This is a genomic window from Propioniciclava sp., assembly GCF_047602245.1.
GTDB lineage: Bacteria > Actinomycetota > Actinomycetes > Propionibacteriales > Propionibacteriaceae > Propioniciclava.
Genome location: NZ_JASGHT010000001.1, coordinates 1,653,967 through 1,672,778, shown reverse-complemented (window position 1 = coordinate 1,672,778; position 18,812 = coordinate 1,653,967). Strand labels below are relative to the sequence as shown.

Genomic DNA, 18,812 nt, shown 5'->3' with positions numbered 1-18,812 from the left:
TCATTCATTCGCTCGACGGGGGCTAGGAGGGGGGACACCTGACCCGGTAATGAATCTACCTTATTTCGACATTCATGCAACCCGTTCCCGAACTTAGAAAGCCTTCACTTCGCCCTGAGTGGGGAATTGATTGGCTGTTGGCTAGGTGGTTTACCGGGTGAAGAGTGGCAGGTCGGTCGAAAGGATGATTTATTCCGGGTATGAGTGCCCCCTCTCATTCTTTTGTATGATTCAGAGCACCGGGCGCGTGTGCCAGATCCGCTTGATGTAATCACGCATCGAGCGGTCGGAGCTGAAGAACCCCGTCCGGGCCACGTTGAGGATCGCCGAACGAGTCCACTGCGCGGTGTCGGCGTACTTGGCCTCCACCCGCTGCTGCGCGTCGATGTAGGACTCGAAATCGGCCAGCGCCATGAAGCGGTCCTGCTGCAGCAGGTTGTAGACCACCGAGTCGAACAGGTGCGGATCGCCCTCGCTGAAGTGACCCGACAGGATCAGGTCCAGCGCGGCCTTCAGCTGCGGGTTGCTCTCGTAGTACGCCGCCGGGTGGTAGCCCTTCGCGTTCAGCTCGGCGACCTCGGGCTCGGCCATGCCGAACAGGAAGAAGTGCTTGTCCCCGACCAGCTGGCGGATCTCCACGTTCGCGCCATCGTCGGTGCCGATGGTCAGCGCGCCGTTGAGGGCGAACTTCATATTGCCGGTGCCGGACGCCTCCATGCCGGCGAGCGAGATCTGCTCGGACAGGTCGGCGGCGGGGACCAGCTTCTCGGCCAGGGTGACGTTGTAGTTGGCCGGGAAGGCGACCTTCAGGCGTCCCTCGACGATCGGGTCGGCGTTGATGGTCGCCGCCACCGCGTTGATCAGGTGGATGGTGTCCTTGGCCATCTTGTAGCCCGGGGCGGCCTTGGCGCCGAACACGACGGTGCGCGGGGTCAGCTCCTCGGCCTTGATCTTGCCCGAGAGCACCTGCTCGTACAGCGACACGATGTGCAGCAGCTTGAGCGACTGGCGCTTGTACTCGTGCAGGCGCTTCACCATCACGTCGAGCAGGTGGCCGTCGGGCAACTCGATGCCGTCGCGCGTGACGAGCAGCTGGGTGAGGCGCTGCTTGTTCCAGGCCTTCGCCTCACGGAACTGCTGGCGGAAGTCCTCGTCCTCGGCGTAGGGCTCCAGCTCCTTGAGCCGCTCCAGGTCGGTGACCCAGCCCGAGCCGATGGCGTCCGAGATCAGCTCGGACAGCTTCGGGTTGGCCATCTTCACGAAGCGGCGCGGCGTGACGCCGTTGGTGACGTTGATGAACTTGTCCGGCCACAGCTCGGAGAAGTCCGGCAGCACCTTGTCGGCCAGCAGCTGGCTGTGCAGGGCGGCCACACCGTTGACCTTCGTGCCGGCGACGGTGGCCAGGAAGGCCATCCGGACGCCGCGCTCGGGGTATTCGGTGATGATCGACATGCCGCGCGCGCGCAGCTCGTCGCCCGGGTAGGCCTCGCGCACCTCGGCGAGGAACTCCTCGTTGATGCGGTAGATGATCTCCAGGTGGCGCGGCAGCAGGCGTCCGAGCAGGTCGGTCGACCACACCTCGAGCGCCTCGGGCAGCAGGGTGTGGCAGGTGTAGGCGAAGCACTGCTTGGTGACGTCCCACGCCTCGTCCCAGTCGAAGCCGCGCTCATCGACCAGGATGCGCATCAGCTCGGGCACCGCGATCACCGGGTGGGTGTCGTTGAGCTGGAAGTGGATCCGCTCCGGCAGCTGGTGCAGGTCGAAGTCGGCCTCCAGCTCGTTGTCGATGAAGTCGCGCAGCGAACACGCGACGAAGAAGTACTGCTGCTGCAGGCGCAGTTCCTTGCCCTGCGGGGTCGAATCCTCGGGGTAGAGCACCTTCGAGATGTTCTCGGCGAAGGTCTGGGCGCGGACGGCCTGGGCGTAGTCGCCGGAGTTGAAGATCTGCAGGTCGAACGCCTTGGTGGCGGTGGCCGACCACAGCCGCAGCGTGTTCACCCGGCCGTTCAGGTAACCGGGGACCATGTAGTTGTAAGGGACGCCGAGCACGTTCCAGCCCGGCACCCAGCGCGTCTTCTCGACGCCGTCGGCGTCGGTGTAGCGCTCGGTGTGGCCACCGAAGTTGACCTCGACGGACGCCTCCGGGTGCGGGAACTCCCACGGCGAGCCGAGCGCCAGCCAGGTGTCGGGCTGCTCGACCTGGCGGCCGTCGATGAAGGTCTGGCGGAAGATGCCGTACTCGTAGCGGATGCCGTAGCCGATGCAGGGCACGTCCATGGTGGCCAGCGAGTCGATGAAGCAGGCCGCGAGGCGTCCGAGACCACCGTTGCCGAGGCCGGGCTCGACCTCCTGGGCGCGCAGGGTGGCGATGTCGATGCCACACAGCTCCAGGCCGCGGCGGGCGATCTCGGCCAGATCGCTGGCCATCAGTGCGTTGCCGAGCTGGCGCCCGAGCAGGTATTCGGCCGACAGGTAGCCGACGGTCTTGGCCTTGGCCTCACGCGTCTTGCGGCCCGTCTCGAGCCAGCGGGCCATCAGGTAGTTCTTGACCGTGCTGGCCAGGGCCAGGTACTGGTCGTTGATGCTGGAGCGGGACAGTGCCACGCCCTGGTTGGTGTTCAACTCGTGGAGGAACTCTTTGACGAAACCGTCCACGGAGTGAGGGGGGGAACCCACCGGTGCGGTGGCGAGCGGGTGCGTGGGGATCGCGGAGGGACCGTACACGCGATGGTCAGTGCTGGGCGACTCGTCCGCGGGAAGCGGCTGTCCGTTCTGCTGCGCAAGATCAGGCATGGCCGTCAGCCTAGCGTCGGGCCGGATCAGCCCTTCGGGGTCGCCAGGTAGCGGATGGCGACCCCGACGTCCTCGACGGTGTCGACGCACGCGGTGTCCAAGGTGCCCTTCATGGCGAGCGTGTCACCCTCGGCCAGGGTGAGCGTCAGGCGCAGCTTCATCGCGCCGCCGATATCGGCTCCGACGATCTGCGCGGCATCCCACCACAGTGAGCCCGGCGCCCGGCGACCGGCCTGGAGACCCTCGGCCCGCGCGTAGTACAGGCGGGGATGCTGGTGTTCGTCGGCCACCTCGTCTTTGTCCTCTTTGACGGTCGCCTTGTCCAGCGGCGGGAGTGCGAGGATTCCGGTGGACCAGAAATGAACATCGCGGCGCCCCTGCCACGGTCCGGTCATATGGCTGGCGGCGGCCATCCAGTGCGGGAGGTCGGCGGTCGCGTGCGCGCTGGTCACGTCGACGCCCGCATCAGTCAGCCAGTCCCGGATCGCGGAGCTGTCGCCGTGCCTGATGCAGTTCGCGAGCCGTGCGGCGAGGTCGAGGTCGGTGCCGTCGGCGGTCACGAAGCGGACGGGGCCCGTCCAGGACGGCTGCACGCGCGCCGTGCCACAGGCGAGCATCGCCGCCAGTACCGGCGAGAACAACAGGTCGACGACGGCGTCGACGCCCTCGTCCGAGCCGGGCTTCTCATCGGTGAGCCGCGCGACGATCCCGCCGTCGTTGGTGTCGTCGATGAGCGCGAGCAGGGTGTTCAGGCCGCGCTCGCCGAGGCCTTCGCTGCGGGCCCAGGCTTCGATCTGCTCCGCCTGGGCATTGACCTCTTGGCGTGTGCCGCGAACGATCACGTCGTCCCAGGTGGCGAGCGGCAAGGGGTGGACCAGCAGCTCGTTCTCGGCGGCGTCCAGCCAGGCGGCACCGCCGCCGAGCAGGTCGTAGGCCGGGGCATCGGCGTCCGTGCCGGGAGCAGGATCGGGTGCGCCGGCGCGTGCGGCGTCCTCACAACGGGCCATGCGTTCGCGCAACGGCGGATGGGTGGTGAACAGGCTCGGCTTCTCGTCGGCGATGATCTGCCGGGTCGCCTTCTCGATCTCGTCGGCGTTGGCGCTCAGCAATTGCCGAAGGCCGTCCCGGGTGGAGGCTCGGACGCCCGCGGCTTCGCACAACGGAAAGTAGTCCGCGTTGAGGTGATCGTCGGCGAGCCCCGTCCGCACCACCGCGCGCATGGCTTCCGCGGCGGTGCGTGGACCGGCGGCCTGGATCGAGAGCTGGTCGGCGCGCAGTTCAGCTGTGCGCGAGGCGGGGCCGGCCACCGCCGCATAGGCCAGTGCGTAGGCGGTGAAGAACCAGCGCCACAGGATGCCGACTTCGGCGCGCACCCGTTCCAGCAGCAGGGCGCGGCGCAGGATCTTCGCGTTCGCGGCCGTGTCGCCGCCCGCGAAATGCCCCAGTTCGTGCGCGAGGACCGCGCGCAGCTGCCCGCGGGTGAGCGTGGCGATCAGCGGCAGGCCCAGGATCAGTTCGCGCTGCCCGGCGACCTCGCGGACGGACGCGTTCACCTCGAAGTCGATCACGATGCGGTGCGGCGGCTCGGTCTGGGCCAGCGAGGCGAGCGACGCGACGTCGGCCCACAGGTGGGGGTGCTCTGCCGCAGTCACCTCGATGCCCTCGGCAGGCTGCGGCTTGTAGGTGACCGCGGCCCAGACGCCCAGGACGACGGCGATGACGAGCGGGGCGACGAGAATGCGCAGCAGCACGCCGATCCAGTCACCATCGAAGTAGGTCTCGCTGACGACGATGACGGCCACCGCCACGCCCGCGACGAGGGCGATGGCGACAAGGGGGAACAGCCACAGCACCAGGCCCGGCAGGAAACGACGCACGGTCACGGCCGAACTGTAGGGCCGTCCGACGGGCTGGTGCTGACGCGTCCGCGGTTGTTGGCCGGTGCTCAGCTGGTCGCCGGAGGGGCCGCGGCCGGGGGAAGCGGGTCCTTGACGCCCGCGGCGTGCAGGGCCTCCAGCGAGCGCGCGAGCAGGTCGCGCTGCACCCCCCACTGCTGGTTCGGCGCGGTCTTGGCGAGGATTCTCAGGATGATCGACCCGACCGAGATCTCGTTGACGCCGGCGACGGCCGGCTCCTCCAGCAGGACGTCCGCGTACTGCTCGTCGGCGAACACCTCGGCGGTCACCTCACGCAGGATGTCGAGCGCGCGGGCCGGATCCTCCGACGCCGCGATGGGCACGTCCACGATCGCGGTGGACCAGCCCTGGCTCTGGTTGCCGACGCGCTGAATCTCGCCGTTGCGCACGTACCAGACCTGCCCGCCGCCGTCGCGCAGCCGGGTCACCCGCAGCCCGACCGCCTCGACGGTGCCGATGACCTCGCCGGTGTCGATCAGGTCGCCGACGCCGAACTGATCCTCGAAGATCATCAGGATGCCCGAGATGTAGTCCTTGACCAGGGATTGCGCACCGAACGCCAGGGCCACGCCCCCGATGCCGGACGCCGCGAGCACCGGTTCCAGCGGCACGCCGAGGACGCGCAGGATGGTGAGGGTCATCAGTACCACCAGCACCACATCGACGGCGTTGGTGAGGACCGAGCCGGTGGTGCGTACCCGTGCCTGATGGCGGGCGTCCACCGCGCCGGTCAGCTTGCCCAGCACCCGTTCGTTGCGCGAAGTGGTGCCCTCGGCGTCCGACATGGACGCCCGGTGCCGGTCGGCGACCGCCAGCGAGGTACGGACCCCGGTCCGGATCGCCCGGCGCAGCACGAACCGCAGCACCAGCGTGACGGCCAGCACGGCGGCGATCTCGGCGGCCGAGTCCGGCCAGGTCCAGGTAAGAAGAGGAATCACCGCTCCGCTCGGCCTTTCATCCGGTGCGTCGTCATGCCTGCAGGGTAGTCGTTCGGTCGCGCTGCCCGGGGCTGCCGAGCAGTCTGAGGCCGAAAAGCGCACGTTCTTTGTCGGCAAATCGTAACCTCGAAACGCGCGTGCCGACAGCGTCCCCACAGTAGGGTGCGAGACGTCCGATACCTATGTCTACGAGGGGAAATCGATGACTCGCATCCGCAAACTCGTCGCGGGGGCGGCCGCAATGATGCTGGCCGTCGGCCTCGCCGCATGCGCGCCGAGCAACCGCACCCAGACGACACCCAGCGCCGGCGCCGGAGCCACGGCCGACACCTTCATCTTCGCCGGATCCTCCGACCCTGTGATGCTCGATCCGTCGATGGCCAGCGACGGCGAATCGTTCCGTGTGTCCCGCCAGATCTTCGAGGGGCTGGTCTCGGTGGAGCCCGGCGGCACCAAGCCGGTGCCCCTGCTCGCCACCACCTGGACCAGCACGCCGGACGGCCTGTCGCACACCTTCCAGCTCAAGAGCGGCGTCAAGTTCCATGACGGCACCGACTTCAACGCCGCGGCGGTCTGCGCCAACTTCGAGCGCTGGACGAACTGGACCGGCCTGAACCAGAACGAGAACATCACCTACTACTACAACAAGCTGTTCCGCGGCTTCCGCAACCCCGGTGAAGGCAAGACCACCGGCATCTACGAGGGCTGCGACGCACCGTCGGCCACCGAGGCGACGATCCGGCTCAACCAGCCCTTTGCCTCCTTCATCGACGCGATGACGCTGCCGGCCTTCTCGATGCAGTCGCCGACGGCCATGCAGCAGTACAACGCCGACGACACCCAGGGCACCGAGGACGATCCGCGCTTCTCCGAGTACGCCACCGCGCACCCGACCGGCACCGGCCCGTTCAAGTTCGAGAAGTGGGATCGCGGCCAGCAGGTCGTCCTGGCCCGCTTCGACGACTACCACGGTGACAAGGCCAAGGTCGCCAAGGCGATCATCCGCATCATCAGCGACGCGAAGGCCCGCACCCAGGAGCTGCAGGCCGGCACCATCGACGGCTACGACCTGGTCGCGCCCGCCGACGTGCAGCCGCTGAAGGACAAGGGCTTCCAGATCAAGAACCGCCCGGCCTTCAACATCCTCTACCTGGGCTTCAACCAGAACATCGAGGCGCTGAAGGATCTCAAGGTGCGCCAGGCGATCAGCTACGCCATCGACAAGGACGCCATCATCCGGCAGTCCCTGCCCGAGGGCAGCAAGGCCGCCACCCAGTTCATGCCCGACATGGTCAACGGCTACAACCCCGACGTGACCGTCTACAACTACGACCCGGAGAAGGCCAAGCAGCTGCTGAAGGAGGCCGGCCAGGAGAACCTGACCCTGCGCTTCGCCTACCCGACCGGCGTCTCGCGTCCGTACATGCCGACCCCGGAGGACACCTTCGTGGCGGTCAAGGCGCAGCTCGAGGCGGTCGGCATCAAGGTCGAACCCATCACCGCGAAGTGGAGCCCCGACTACCTCGACATGGTGCAGGGCAACGAGGGCGTCAACTCCCGTGACATCCACTTCCTCGGCTGGACCGGTGACTACAACGATCCCGACAACTTCATCGGCGTCTTCTTCGGTGTGAAGGGCAACGAGTGGGGCTTCGACAACCCCGAGCTGTTCTCCGCGCTGACGGCTGCCCGCCAGCTGCCGACGAAGGAGGCCCAGGAGGCCGAGTACAAGAAGATCAGCAAGCTGATCTCCGACTTCGTGCCCGGCGTGCCGCTGGCCCACCCGGCCCCGTCGCTGGCCTTCGGCAAGGGCGTCCAGGGCTACGAGCCCAGCCCGGTCCAGGACGAGGTCTGGAACACCGTCACCGTCACCCGCTAAAGGCGTGCGCGGCCCGGGCGTATTGACCGCCCGGGCCGCCCGTCCCCGACCCGCCGACCTCGGAGGAAACGCATGCTGCGATTCATCATCCGACGCCTCCTGCTCCTCATCCCGGTGCTGTTCGGGCTGAGCGTCCTGCTGTTCGTGTGGTTGCGTGCGCTGCCCGGCGACCCTGCCCGCGCGCTGCTGGGCGAGAAGGCGACACCCGAGTCGATCGCCCGCATCAACGCTCAGTACGGCTTCGACCAGCCGCTGATCATCCAGTACGGCAAGTACATCGGTCAGCTCCTCCAGGGCAACTTCGGCGCCTCCCCGCGCACCGGTGAGCCGGTGCTGGAGACTTTCCTCTACCGCTTTCCTGCCACCATCGAACTAGCCCTGGCCGCGTTGCTGTTCGCGGTCGTGGTCGGCATCCCGCTGGGCTACTTCGCGGCCAAGCGCGCCGGCGGCGTCCTCGACCTGTTCGCGGTCGGCGCCTCGCTGATGGGCGTGGTCATCCCGGTCTTCGTGCTGGCCTACCTGCTCAAGCTCGTGTTCGCGATCGGGCTGCCCGGGCTCGATTTCCTGGCGTTCCTGCCGCCGTCGGGACGACAAGATGTCCGCATGGACGCGACCCACATCACCAACCTGTACATCCTCGACGGCTTGATGACCCGAGAATGGGACGCCGCCTGGGACGCCTTCGCGCACCTGGTGCTGCCCGCGCTGGCGCTGGGCTCGATCCCGCTTGCGGCGATCACCCGGATGACCCGGGCGTCCGTGCTCGAAGTGCTCGGCGAGGACTACGTCCGCACCGCGACCGCCAAGGGCCTCGCCCAGGCGATCATCACCCGCCGGCACGTGCTGAAGAACGCGATGCTGCCGGTGATCACCACCATCGGCCTGCTCACCGGGCAACTGCTGTCGGGGGCGGTGCTCACCGAGAGCGTGTTCGCCTTCAACGGGATCGGCTCTTATCTGTTCGAGGCGATCGCGAGCCTCGACTATGCCGTCCTGCAAGGCTTCATCATCTTCATCGCGGTCCTGTACGCGGTGGTCAACCTGGCGGTGGACGTCCTCTATGGCGTCTTCGACCCGAGGATGCGTGTGCGATGACCGTTCAGCAACCCCTGCCCGGCGCGCTCGGCGACGAGCAGTTCCCCCGCCCCCAGTCGCTCATCGACGCGATGGGCCCCGATGTGGACGCCAAGGAGACCGGCACCAGCCTGTGGGTGGGCGCGTTCAAGCGCCTGATCCGCAACCCGTCGGCCATCGTCGGCGCCATCATCGTGGCGCTGTTCGTGCTGGTCGCGCTCGCGGCGCCACTGCTCGCGCCCTACGGCGCTGATTCGGCCGCACGCTGGGCCAGCCAGATCAGCCCGTCCTCGCTGCCCGCGTTTTCCGACGAGCATCGCCTCGGCCTAGACCCGTTCGGCTCCGACCTGCTCACCCAGCTCGTCTTCGGTGCCCGGCAGTCGCTGATCATCGGCATCGTGTCGACCCTGCTCGGCCTGATCGGCGGGGCCGCGCTCGGCCTGCTCGCCGGCGCCTTCGGCGGCTGGGTCGACGTCCTGGTGATGCGCCTGGTCGACATCCTGCTGTCGATCCCGTCGCTGCTGCTGGCCGTCAGCGTGGCCGCCGTCATCGGGCGGCGTCCGGAAGCGCTGATGCTCGCCATCGCGGCCGCGCAGGTTCCGATCTTCGCCCGGCTGCTGCGCGGCTCGATGCTGAAGCAGCGCGAACAGGACTATGTGCTGGCCGCCACCTCGCTCGGGCTGCGCCGGCGCACCATCGTGATGAGCCACATCCTGCCCAACTCGCTCGGCCCGGTCATCGTGCAGGCCACCCTGATCCTGGCCACGGCGATCATCGAAGTGGCCGCGTTGTCCTACCTCGGGATGGGATCACCCGACCCGACCGTGGCTGAATGGGGCCGGATGCTGGTGAAGGCGCAGGAGCGGCTGGAGTCCTACCCGCACCTCACCCTGCTGCCCGGCGCCTGCATCGCCGTGACCGCGCTCGGCTTCACCCTGCTGGGAGAGGCCTTGCGCGAAGCCCTCGACCCGAAGACGAGGAAGTGACATGACCCTCACCCAGACACCGCCGGCGTCCGGGCCGGCCGCCGCCGCCCCACCGCTGCTGAGCGTCCGCGAGTTGTCGGTGGTGTTCGGACGCCGCGGCCAGACCGGTTTCCCGGCTGTGGACGGGGTGTCCTTCGACGTCGCCTCGGGCGAGATCGTCGGGCTGGTCGGCGAGTCCGGTTCGGGCAAGTCGGTCACCTCGATGGCCGTGATGGGGCTGCTGCCGCCGCGCGGCAACCGGGTCTCCGGCGAGGTGCTGTTCCAGGGCACCAACCTGCTCGGGTTGTCGTCGCGGGCGATGGCGCGGCACCGCGGCAACGACCTGGCCATGGTGTTCCAAGACCCGATGACCTCGCTCAACCCGGTGGTCACCGTCGGCATGCAGGTCACCGAGGTGCTGCATGCGCACCGCAAGATCACGCCTAAGCAGGCCAAGGAGGAGGCGATCGACCTGCTGCGCCGCTGCGGCATCCCCGATCCGGCCCGCCGCTTCGGTGAATACCCGCACCAGCTGTCGGGCGGCATGCGGCAGCGGGCGCTGATCGCGACCGCGCTGGCTTGCCGGCCCAAGCTGCTGATCTGCGACGAGCCGACCACGGCGCTGGACGTCACCATTCAGGCGCAGGTGCTGGAGTTGCTCGCCGAACTGGTCCGCGACCTGGGCACCGCGATGATCATGATCACCCATGACCTCGGTGTCGTCGCCGGTCTCTGCGACCGGGTCAACGTGATGTACGCCGGGCGGATCGTCGAACGTGCGCCGCGGCGTCCGCTGTTCCTGACCCCGCGGCACCGCTACACCGAAGGCCTGCTCAACTCGATCCCGCGCCTGGACGCCGACCGCGGCGCCAAGCTGACCCCGATCCCGGGCACACCGCGCGACACGATCAGCTGGTCGAAGGCGTGCGCGTTCGCGCCGCGCTGCCGCCACGTCACCGACGACTGCGTGAGATCCGGGATCGCGTTGGCCGAGCATGCACCCGGCCACGAGGTGCGATGCGTGAACCCGGCGCGGCCGGCGTCCGGAGAGGAGCGCGCATGAGCGAGAACCTGCTCGAGGTCACCGGCCTCAAAGTGCACTACCCGATCCGCAAGGGCATCCTGTTCGACCGGACCGTCGGCCACGTCAAAGCGGTCGACGGGGTCGACCTGACCGTCCGCCGCGGCGAGACCTACGGACTGGTCGGCGAGTCGGGCTGCGGCAAGTCGACCCTGGGGCGCGCGCTGCTGCGCCTGGAGGACGTCGCCGGCGGCACCATCGTCTTCAACGGCCACGACATCACCACGCTGAAGGGTGAGCGGCTGCGCACCCTGCGCCCGCAGATGCAGATGGTGTTCCAGGATCCGATGGCCAGCCTCGACCCGCGCCAGTCGATCCAATCGCTGCTCACCGAACCGTTGGCCGTGCACGGGCTTTCGGAGCAGGACAAGGAGGAGTTCGGGGCCGATTCGGCGGCGTCCCACCTGGCCAAGGCGGTCAGCATGCTGGAGATGGTCGGCCTGCCGCGTTCGGCGCTGAGCCGCTACCCGCACGAGTTCTCCGGCGGTCAGCGCCAGCGCATCGGCATCGCGCGGGCGATGATCCTCAACCCGTCGCTGGTGGTCGCCGACGAACCCGTCTCGGCGCTGGACGTGTCGGTGCAGGCGCAGGTGATCAACCTGCTGGAACGGTTGCAGGAGATGTTCGGGCTCACCTACGTCGTGGTCGCGCACGACCTTGCCGTGGTGCGGCACATCTCCGACACCATCGGCGTGATGTACCTGGGCACCCTGGTCGAAGAGGCCTCCGCCGACGACCTGTACGTCGAGCCGATGCACCCCTACACGGTGTCTTTGCTGTCGGCGATCCCGGTTCCCGACCCGGACGCCGAGGACGCCCGCACCCGCATCCTGCTCGAAGGCGACCTGCCCAGCCCGGCCAACCCGCCCTCAGGCTGCCGGTTCCACACCCGCTGCCCCTGGGTGCGCGAGCAGAAGTGCTCAACCGAGATTCCCGCGTTGCGCGAGATCAAACCCGGTCACAAAGTCGCCTGCCACTGGGCCGAGGAGATCCGCTCCGGCGAGGTGAAACCCGATCACGACCTGATCATCCCCCCGCGCGACGAGGACGCCGTCGAAGACCTGTTCGCCCCACCAGGCGCCTGACTCATCGGAGCAGGTCCTTCGCGCCGGTCTTGGGCGAGGGCAGAGTAAATCACTGCACTCAAATCCGCGCCTGCGCCGGAAACATCAGTCGGACTGATGTTCTGGGCGGCATCCGCGAATCGAGTGAAGTGATTTACCGCGCTCACGGCGCTGAGCCCGTGGGGCCGGGATCGTCAATGCAAAATCGTGGTGCGTCTAGTCGCCACAACTTTGCACTGACGAGGTCACTGACCGTCGGGGTGCGCCGTTGGTCGAAGACGGGGCATCTCGTCGAGGAACCAGGTCAGCGCGAGCAGGTCGGCGGAGCCTCCGGGGCTCCAGCGGCGGGCGGTGAAGTGCTCATCCGCCTCGGCGAGGGCCGCGATCAGGGCGGTCTCGGACGGGTCGGAGGCGAGCAACCCGGTTGCCCACGGCCGGACTTCAGTGAGCGCTTCGATGCCGCCGCGGGCGATCAGGTTGGTGTCCTCGACGGTCGACATCAGCGACACCAGCGCCCAGCGCAGGGCGTCCTTGGTCGGGCCGGACGCCAGCCCGGTGCTGTCGCCACCCCCGGACGCCTGCCGTCGCGCCCGGTAGGCCGGCAGCGCCACGTCGCGCACGGCGGGGAATCCCGCCGCGGCTTCGGCGCGGATCCCGCCGGCGCCGGTGGTGAGCAGTGCGCGCTCGCCGTGGGTGTGCGCATCGCGGAACCCGGCCCGCCATGCCGCGTTGATCCCGGACGCCAACCGCGCCGCCTCGTCGAGAACAACCTCGATCGAGGGCGCTTCACCTGGCGAGGTGGTGCGCCCGATCGCGGCCAGCAGCAGCCCCATCGAGAACAACGCGCCCTTGTGGGTGTTCACCCCGCCCGTCACCGCGAGCATCGACCGTTCGGCGGCGATCCCGAGTTCGGTCAATGCGCGGACGAAGTCGGAGCCGGGTTCATCGGTGGGAACCGAGGACGCCCGAGGGCCGGGCACTTCGGGCGAGACCAGACGGCCGCGCGGAACCGGCGGGCGAGCGGTGAGGGCCGCGCTCGACGGGACACCGTCCGCCGTGGCCGAGACTGATGCCGGGGTGCACTCGGCGGAAGCGGACGCGCGCCCGAGTAACACGCATCCGGCGAACCAGGGTTCCAGGGCGTCTGCGCTGGCCAGGAGCAGGGCGAGGTCCATGTCGTCGTGGGAGCCCGAGTTCGCCGCATCCACCAGGCCGGGTTTGGGGGTGAGCCGGGCTTCGACACGGAGTGCCTCGGCGGCCAATCCCGCCCACCACAGGGCGTCGCCGGGGCTCGGCCAGCCCGAGGCGACGGCGTCCGCGGCTGCGACGACCACCGGCAAGGGGTGACGCCGGGCGCGCGCGCAGGCATGCGCGGTCTCCGCGCACAGCAGACAGCGCCGGGGCGGCAGGCCGAGCGCGCCGCGTCCGATCGGCGCCGGCCCCAACTCGGAGGCGACGATCACATCCAGATCCCAGACACGACCAGTGCCGGGGGCGTCCTCCAAGGCGACCAGCGCGGACTTGAGCGCGCGAGGGTCAGCATCGACGGCATGCCACGACTCGGGACCAGTCACTCCCGAGCAGGCACCCGAGGCGAGAACCGCCCAGCCGCGCGCGGCCAGCAGCCCCAACACAGCCTGAACAGCCAGAGAGTGCGCACGGCGCAGCGCCGGGGAGTCCTTGCGGGCCCCCGGCGCCACCAGGGTGATGCTCACCAGCGGACGATCCCACCGCGCGAGCGCGTGAGCGTGCTCGTCCCGCCGTTGCTCACGACGGGCGAGCACGTCCGCGGCGGTGCTCAGGATGATGCCACGCACCGCACCAGGTCGATCACGGAGGTGTCGCGGTAGCGCACCACACCGACGATCTCGTCGCCGAGTTCGATCGGCCGCGGCACACCGGTGATCGCGATCGCCCGCTGGTACAACTCCTCGATCGAGGTGGTCGCCACGCCCGCGTCGGCGAGCCGGGCGGCGACGTCCGGACGCCGCGGGTTCACCGCGACGCCGTAGTCGGTGACCAGCACGTCCACGTTGTCGCCCGGGGTGACCAGGGTGGAGACCCGCGGCACCACGGTCGGGATCCGGGAGCGGATCAGCGGGGCCACCACGATGGTCAGCTTCGCGCCGGCGGCGGTGTCGCAGTGGCCGCCGGAGGCGCCCATCATCAGGCCGTCGGAGCCGGTGAGCACGTTCACGTTGAAGCCGAGGTCGATCTCCAACGCCGACAGGATCACCATGTCGAGCTGGTCCACGCAGGCCGCCTTCGCCAGCGGCGAGGCGTATTCGGCCGCCGAGATCTCGGTGTGGCCCGGGTTGCGGGCCAGCGAGTCGGCCGCCACCGAGTCGAAGGACTGCACGTCGAGCAGGCGTCCGATCAGGCCGCGCTCGTGCAACTCCACCAGGCTGCCGGTGATGCCACCGAGTGCCCAGCGGGCGGTGATGCCGCGGCGTTCCATCCGTTCGCGCAGGTAGGTGGTGGTCGCCGTGGACGCCCCACCCGAGCCGGTCTGCATCGAGAAGCCGTCGACGAAGTAGCCGGCGTGTTCCATCACGGACGCCGCCTTGCGGGCGATCAGCAGGTCGCGCGGGTTCTTGGTGGCGCGGGCCGCGCCGACGTTGATCCGCGACGGGTCGCCGATCTCGTCGACCTTGACCACCCAGTCGACCTGGTCCTGCCGCAATGAGGCCGGCGTGTGCGGGAACGGCACCAGCGACTCGGCGAGCAGCACGACCGTCTCGGCGTACTGGGCGTCCACCCGGGCGTAGCCGAGCGAGCCGCAGCGGGACTGGCCGGTGAAGCCGTTCGCGTTGCCGAACTCGTCACAGGCCGGGACGCCGAGGAAGGCGACCTTCGGGCGCAACTCGCCGGACGCCAGCAGCGCGGGGCGTCCGCCGTGCGAATGCACCTGGACCGGGTGCGGCAGCAGGCCGCCCAGCGAGATCTGCCGGGCCAGTTCGCCGCGCATGCCCGAGGTGTAGATGCGGGTGATCACGCCGCGGCGGATGTAGTCGACCAGCCCGGCGTGGCAGTTGTTCAGCGACGAGGACGCCAGGGTCAGATCGCGCAGGCCCATGTCGGCCAGCGTGTTCACCACCTGCAGGATGACCTTGTCACCCTCGCGGAAGGCGTGGTGGAAGCTGATCGTGTCGCCGTCGGTGAGGCCGGAGCGGATCACGGCCTCCTTGATGGACGCGACCACCTTGCGGCCGTGCTTGGCCTCGGGGTCGCGCAGATAGGGGGTGCGGGCCGCCCATCCTGCGTACGCTTGCAGGCCGGCCAGTTGGGGAGCATCGGCGGGGATGCGGGATACGGTCACGATGATTCTCCTGTCAGCGCCGCACGCCGGACATACGCGCGAGCTGGATGGTTCGGTAGGCGTTGGCGACGATCGGGGCGTCGATCATCTTCCCGTCGAGGGAGACCACGCCCAGCCCTTCGGCCTCAGCGCGGTCGGCGGCCTCGATGACCAGGGCGGCGTAGTCGACGTCCTCTTGCGTGGGCGCGTAAGCGTTGTGCAGCGGCTCGATCTGGCGCGGGTTGACCAGCGACTTGCCGTCGAAGCCCAGCCGCTTGATGATCGCGACCTCCTTCAGGAAGCCCTCTTCGTCGTTGACGTCGCTGAACACCACGTCGTAGCAGTGCAGGCCGGCGACCCGGGCCGCGTGCAGCACCGCGCAGCGCGCGTAGAACAGCTCGGATTCGTCGGCGGCGCCGCTGCGCTCGGTGTGCATGGCCATCACATAGTCGTAGGCGGCCAGCGCGATCGCGACCATGCGCGGGGTCGAGCGGGCGATCTCGACGGCGTTCACCACGCCGGAGGCCGATTCGACGGCCGCCATGCACTTGGTGGAACCCACCTCGATGCCGCAGCGCTCCTCGATCTCGGCGATCCGGCGATCCAGCTCGCGCATCATCTCGGCGTCGCGCACCATCGGCAGGCGGACGATGCCGACCCCGGCGGGCACGATCGCCTCCAGGTCGTCTTGGAAGAACGGGGTGTCGATCGCGTTGATGCGCACGCAGACCGTCTTGTCCTTCCAGATCGGCGACTTGAGCGCCTCGCGCACCAGCAGGCGCGCGGAGTCCTTCTCGCGCACGGCGACGCTGTCCTCAAGGTCGAACATGACCGTGTCGGCGCCGTAGACGTGCACGGTGGACAGCCAGCTCGCGTTCGAGCCGGGCACGAACAGCATCGACCGTGCCGGCTGGGGGACATCCTGGGCGGTGATCACAGCGTGCTCCAATCGGGCTTGGTTCCGGACGCCCGCAGGCACGCCGCCTGGATCCGGGCGCGGATGACGAAGTCGAGGGCACCCTTGTCGTCGACGCTGACGATGCCTTGGGTGACGCCCAGTTTGGCGAGGGTCTCCTCGACGACGGCGCGGATCTGGTCGCCGAATTGGCCCATCACCGTGCTCTTGATCTCGATCTGCAATTCCTCGTCGGGCGACACCCGGACGAGGGCGTCGCTGGATTCCAGACTGCCAGCGATCGCGTCGGTGGCGATGTTCATTGCTTGTCTTCTCCTTGGTCAGGAAACCGGTGAGACGGCCGTCGCCTCGGCGAACCGTTCCCTGAGGTAGGCATAGGTGGTGGGCGGGACGAGCGGCTCGACCTCGTCGAGGCGTCCGTCGGCGATGAGTGCCCGCACACGGCTGGCGGACACGGGCTCGGGGCCCTCGCAGCGGCGGGGCACGATGCGCAGGTTGATCGGCGGGGCGGCGCTGGGCGCCTCCTGCAGCCAGTAGCGCATCTCGTTGTTGTACAGCCGGGTGACCGGCGACAGCGGCTCGGTGCCGACGTAGCGGTCGGTGATGCCGAGCACGCGCGCGATGTGGTTGCGGAACAGTTGCAGGTCGAGCCCGGCGATGCCGCGGACCAGATCGGTGGTGCTGTTCAGGAAGTAGGCGGGGAAGGTGGCCTTGCTCACCACGTAGGGCGTGCCCGGGTGCACGACGATGCGGTCGGCGTCCGGCAGGGCGGCGCAGCCGGCGCGGACGAGCGCGAGCCGGTCGGCGGCGGAGAACATCGAGGCGTCCTCGGAGACCACCCACACGTGCACGGCGTCGCATTCGGCCGCCGCGGTCTCGACGAGGTACTGGTGGCCGAGGGTGAACGGGTTCGCGTTGAGCACCACGCCGGCGATCCGCTCACCCGGGACGCGCTGGTCGGCCAGCGCCCGGCAGGTGCGTTTCAGGGCGAACGGCTGGTTCTCCATCAGGATCACCGTGCCGGGCACCTCGGCCAGCAGGGTGAAGCCGAGGCTTTCGAAGATGCCGCGGTTGGTGGGCTTGGTGTAGACGAACAGGTGGCTGCGCCCACGGCTGAGCGCCTGATAGTTCATCTCCTCCATCAGGCGCGCGCTCAGCCCGGTGCCGCGTTCGGCGTCCGCGACCGCCGAGCACTTGATCACATTGCCGGCCAGCCCCAGGCAGCCGACGAGCCGGCCCTCCCGCCTGGCCGTCACGAACAGTTCCACATCAGGGTCGACGGACAGGCCCTTGGTGGCGAGCAGGTCGCGGACGTCGGCGAGCGCCGACGGCTGGGACCCGGGATCGATGACGGACAGGACGGGAGGATGCAGGCTCATGGTTTTCGTGAGGGAGTGGGTTTACAGCGGGACGCCACCGAAGACGGCGATGCTGATCAGGAAGATGACGAAGGTGCCGATGGCCCACTTCGCCGAGGTGCGCTGCCAGGCGCCCATGTCGACACCGGTCAGGTGCAGCAGCAGGTAGATGAAGCCGACCAGCGGTGACAGCAGGTGGAAGGCCTGGCCGGTGGTGGAGGCGATGCCGATCTCCATGGCGCTGAAGCCGTACTGGGCACCCGTCTGGGCGAGGATCGGCAGCACGCCGAGGTAGAAGGCATCGTTGCTCAGCAGGAAGGTGCCGGGTGCGGAGGCCAGTGCGGTGACCAGCGCCCAGTGCCCACCCAGCGACGACGGGACGACGTCGGCCAGCCACTGGCCCATGGCCTCGGACATTCCGGAGCCGTTCAGGATGCCCATGAAGATGCCGGCGGCGAGCACCATCGTGATGACGTGCATGGCGTTCGCGCCGTGCTCCTCGATGATCTCCCGCTGATCCTTCAGCTTGGTGTAGTTGATGATCAGCGCGATCGCGAAGGCGACCTCGAAGATGATCGCGGCGGGGATCTTCGGGATGATCCACATGCCGCCGAAGATCAGGTAGACCATCACGGCCAGGGTGAGGATCAGGTTGAGCCACAGCCGGTTGGGCCGCTTGAGCCGGTCGGCGTCCTCGACGTGAGACTTGAGCGCATCGGCGGCGGTCATGCCGTCGATGTCTTCCTGGGTCAGCGTGACGATGCCGAGGCGCTTGCGCTCGGACAGGCCCCGGATGACGGCGACCGCGATGACCCACACGATGGCGATCAGCATGCCGGGCAGGATCTTGCGCAGCAGCTCGCCCTCGTCCACGCCGAGCGCGGCGATGATGCGCGCGGTCGGGCCGCCCCAGGGCAGCAGGTTCATGATCGAGTTGGCGAGGATGACGAGGACGGCGAGGTCCATCATCTTCATGTTGAGCTTCTTGTAGACCGGGATCATCGCCGAACAGACGATCATCGTCGTGGTCGAACCGTCGCCGTCGACCGACACCACCGAGGCGAGGATCGCCGTGCCGACGAGCACCTTCAGCGGGTCGCCCTTGACGATCTTCAAGATGAAGTGCACCAGGGGATCGAACAGGCCCGCGGTGATCATCAAGCCGAAGTACAAGATCGCGAACAGCAGCATGACCACCGTCGATGCGACACCCTTGACGCCGTCGAGCGAGAACTTGCCGATGTCGTTGGCGAAGCCCGCCAACAGGCCGATCACGATCGGCGACAGCACCAGCGCGGTGAACGGTGTCGCCTTCTTGGTCATGATGAGCACCATGAAGATGACCACGACCGCCAGACCCCACATGGCCAGCATGTTGATTCTCCTTCGAACCTGTGAGAAAGCGGAATCCCGCTCAGATTCACGCTAGGACGCCGTCCAGCGGCCCGAGGGTTGTGCGTACTTTCAATCACTTCGCCGCATAAGTCCCCATTGTGCGCATTGTGCTCACAGCCCGCCCCGGCCTAGACT

14 protein-coding genes are annotated in these 18,812 nt (G+C 68.4%); 5 read left to right on the top strand and 9 right to left on the bottom strand.

Annotated features, from left to right (window positions below):
* Positions 1-231: 231 nt before the first annotated feature.
* The 3 genes from QM708_RS08045 to QM708_RS08035 form a co-directional block, all read right to left on the bottom strand.
* Positions 232-2,793 (bottom strand): glycogen/starch/alpha-glucan phosphorylase, encoded by a 2,562-nt coding sequence (locus tag QM708_RS08045; RefSeq protein WP_415106495.1) that lies wholly within the window; start codon positions 2,791-2,793, stop codon positions 232-234.
* 26 nt (positions 2,794-2,819) lie between these two features.
* The gene (locus QM708_RS08040) at positions 2,820-4,676 is read right to left on the bottom strand and encodes a M48 family metallopeptidase (protein ID WP_415106492.1); all 1,857 of its coding nucleotides are present in this window, start codon (positions 4,674-4,676) and stop codon (positions 2,820-2,822) included.
* Between the two features lie 62 nt (positions 4,677-4,738).
* Positions 4,739-5,647, bottom strand: a complete 909-nt coding sequence (locus QM708_RS08035; RefSeq protein ID WP_415106489.1) for a mechanosensitive ion channel family protein — start codon at positions 5,645-5,647, stop codon at positions 4,739-4,741.
* A gap of 202 nt (positions 5,648-5,849) precedes the next feature.
* On the opposite strand from QM708_RS08035, the gene QM708_RS08030 reads away from it, so the two are divergent.
* The 5 genes from QM708_RS08030 (at position 5,850) to QM708_RS08010 (ending at position 11,731) form a co-directional block, all read left to right on the top strand.
* Complete coding sequence (locus QM708_RS08030) at positions 5,850-7,526, top strand: ABC transporter substrate-binding protein (RefSeq protein ID WP_415106486.1); 1,677 nt, start codon at positions 5,850-5,852, stop codon at positions 7,524-7,526.
* Positions 7,527-7,598: 72 nt separating this feature from the next.
* Positions 7,599-8,621: an ABC transporter permease gene (locus QM708_RS08025; protein WP_415106483.1), complete on the top strand. Its 1,023-nt coding sequence runs from the start codon at positions 7,599-7,601 to the stop codon at positions 8,619-8,621.
* The gene (locus QM708_RS08020) at positions 8,618-9,586 is read left to right on the top strand and encodes an ABC transporter permease (RefSeq protein ID WP_415106480.1); all 969 of its coding nucleotides are present in this window, start codon (positions 8,618-8,620) and stop codon (positions 9,584-9,586) included. The genes QM708_RS08025 and QM708_RS08020 overlap by 4 nt, the downstream gene beginning before the upstream one ends.
* 1 nt (position 9,587) lies before the next feature.
* Positions 9,588-10,628, top strand: coding sequence for an ABC transporter ATP-binding protein (locus QM708_RS08015; protein WP_415106477.1), 1,041 nt, complete (start codon positions 9,588-9,590; stop codon positions 10,626-10,628).
* A complete protein-coding gene (locus QM708_RS08010) occupies positions 10,625-11,731 on the top strand; it encodes an ABC transporter ATP-binding protein (RefSeq protein WP_415106474.1) in 1,107 nt (368 codons plus the stop codon). The genes QM708_RS08015 and QM708_RS08010 overlap by 4 nt, the downstream gene beginning before the upstream one ends.
* Before the next feature lie 224 nt (positions 11,732-11,955).
* Here QM708_RS08010 and citX read toward each other — a convergent pair whose 3' ends face one another.
* From citX to QM708_RS07980, 6 genes are read right to left on the bottom strand one after another with little or no spacing between them, the layout of a single operon-like run.
* Entirely contained in the window at positions 11,956-13,527 is a 1,572-nt protein-coding gene (gene citX / locus QM708_RS08005) for a citrate lyase holo-[acyl-carrier protein] synthase (protein WP_415106471.1), read from the bottom strand.
* Complete coding sequence (citF, locus tag QM708_RS08000; protein ID WP_415106468.1) at positions 13,509-15,029, bottom strand: citrate lyase subunit alpha; 1,521 nt, start codon at positions 15,027-15,029, stop codon at positions 13,509-13,511. The genes citX and citF overlap by 19 nt, the downstream gene beginning before the upstream one ends.
* A gap of 13 nt (positions 15,030-15,042) precedes the next feature.
* On the bottom strand, positions 15,043-15,945 hold the full coding sequence (locus tag QM708_RS07995; protein WP_415106465.1) for an aldolase/citrate lyase family protein: 903 nt from the start codon (positions 15,943-15,945) through the stop codon (positions 15,043-15,045).
* Complete coding sequence (gene citD, locus QM708_RS07990) at positions 15,942-16,226, bottom strand: citrate lyase acyl carrier protein (RefSeq protein ID WP_415106462.1); 285 nt, start codon at positions 16,224-16,226, stop codon at positions 15,942-15,944. Before citD ends, QM708_RS07995 begins: the two co-directional genes overlap by 4 nt.
* Before the next feature lie 18 nt (positions 16,227-16,244).
* A complete protein-coding gene (citC, locus tag QM708_RS07985) occupies positions 16,245-17,303 on the bottom strand; it encodes a [citrate (pro-3S)-lyase] ligase (RefSeq protein ID WP_415106459.1) in 1,059 nt (352 codons plus the stop codon).
* A 21-nt stretch (positions 17,304-17,324) separates the two neighbouring features.
* On the bottom strand, positions 17,325-18,656 hold the full coding sequence (locus tag QM708_RS07980) for a CitMHS family transporter (RefSeq protein ID WP_415106456.1): 1,332 nt from the start codon (positions 18,654-18,656) through the stop codon (positions 17,325-17,327).
* Positions 18,657-18,812 lie beyond the last annotated feature (156 nt).

What these genes read in the sequence shown, in the direction of transcription:
- citC (WP_415106459.1), bottom strand. Translation starts at nt 17,303, where the DNA reads ATGAGCCTGCATCCTCCCGTCCTGTCCGTCATCGATCCCGGGTCCCAG.
- QM708_RS08025 (WP_415106483.1), top strand. Translation starts at nt 7,599, where the DNA reads ATGCTGCGATTCATCATCCGACGCCTCCTGCTCCTCATCCCGGTGCTG.
- QM708_RS08015 (WP_415106477.1), top strand. Translation starts at nt 9,588, where the DNA reads ATGACCCTCACCCAGACACCGCCGGCGTCCGGGCCGGCCGCCGCCGCC.
- QM708_RS08030 (WP_415106486.1), top strand. Translation starts at nt 5,850, where the DNA reads ATGACTCGCATCCGCAAACTCGTCGCGGGGGCGGCCGCAATGATGCTG.
- QM708_RS08045 (WP_415106495.1), bottom strand. Translation starts at nt 2,793, where the DNA reads ATGCCTGATCTTGCGCAGCAGAACGGACAGCCGCTTCCCGCGGACGAG.
- QM708_RS08010 (WP_415106474.1), top strand. Translation starts at nt 10,625, where the DNA reads ATGAGCGAGAACCTGCTCGAGGTCACCGGCCTCAAAGTGCACTACCCG.
- QM708_RS08020 (WP_415106480.1), top strand. Translation starts at nt 8,618, where the DNA reads ATGACCGTTCAGCAACCCCTGCCCGGCGCGCTCGGCGACGAGCAGTTC.
- citD (WP_415106462.1), bottom strand. Translation starts at nt 16,226, where the DNA reads ATGAACATCGCCACCGACGCGATCGCTGGCAGTCTGGAATCCAGCGAC.
- QM708_RS07980 (WP_415106456.1), bottom strand. Translation starts at nt 18,656, where the DNA reads ATGCTGGCCATGTGGGGTCTGGCGGTCGTGGTCATCTTCATGGTGCTC.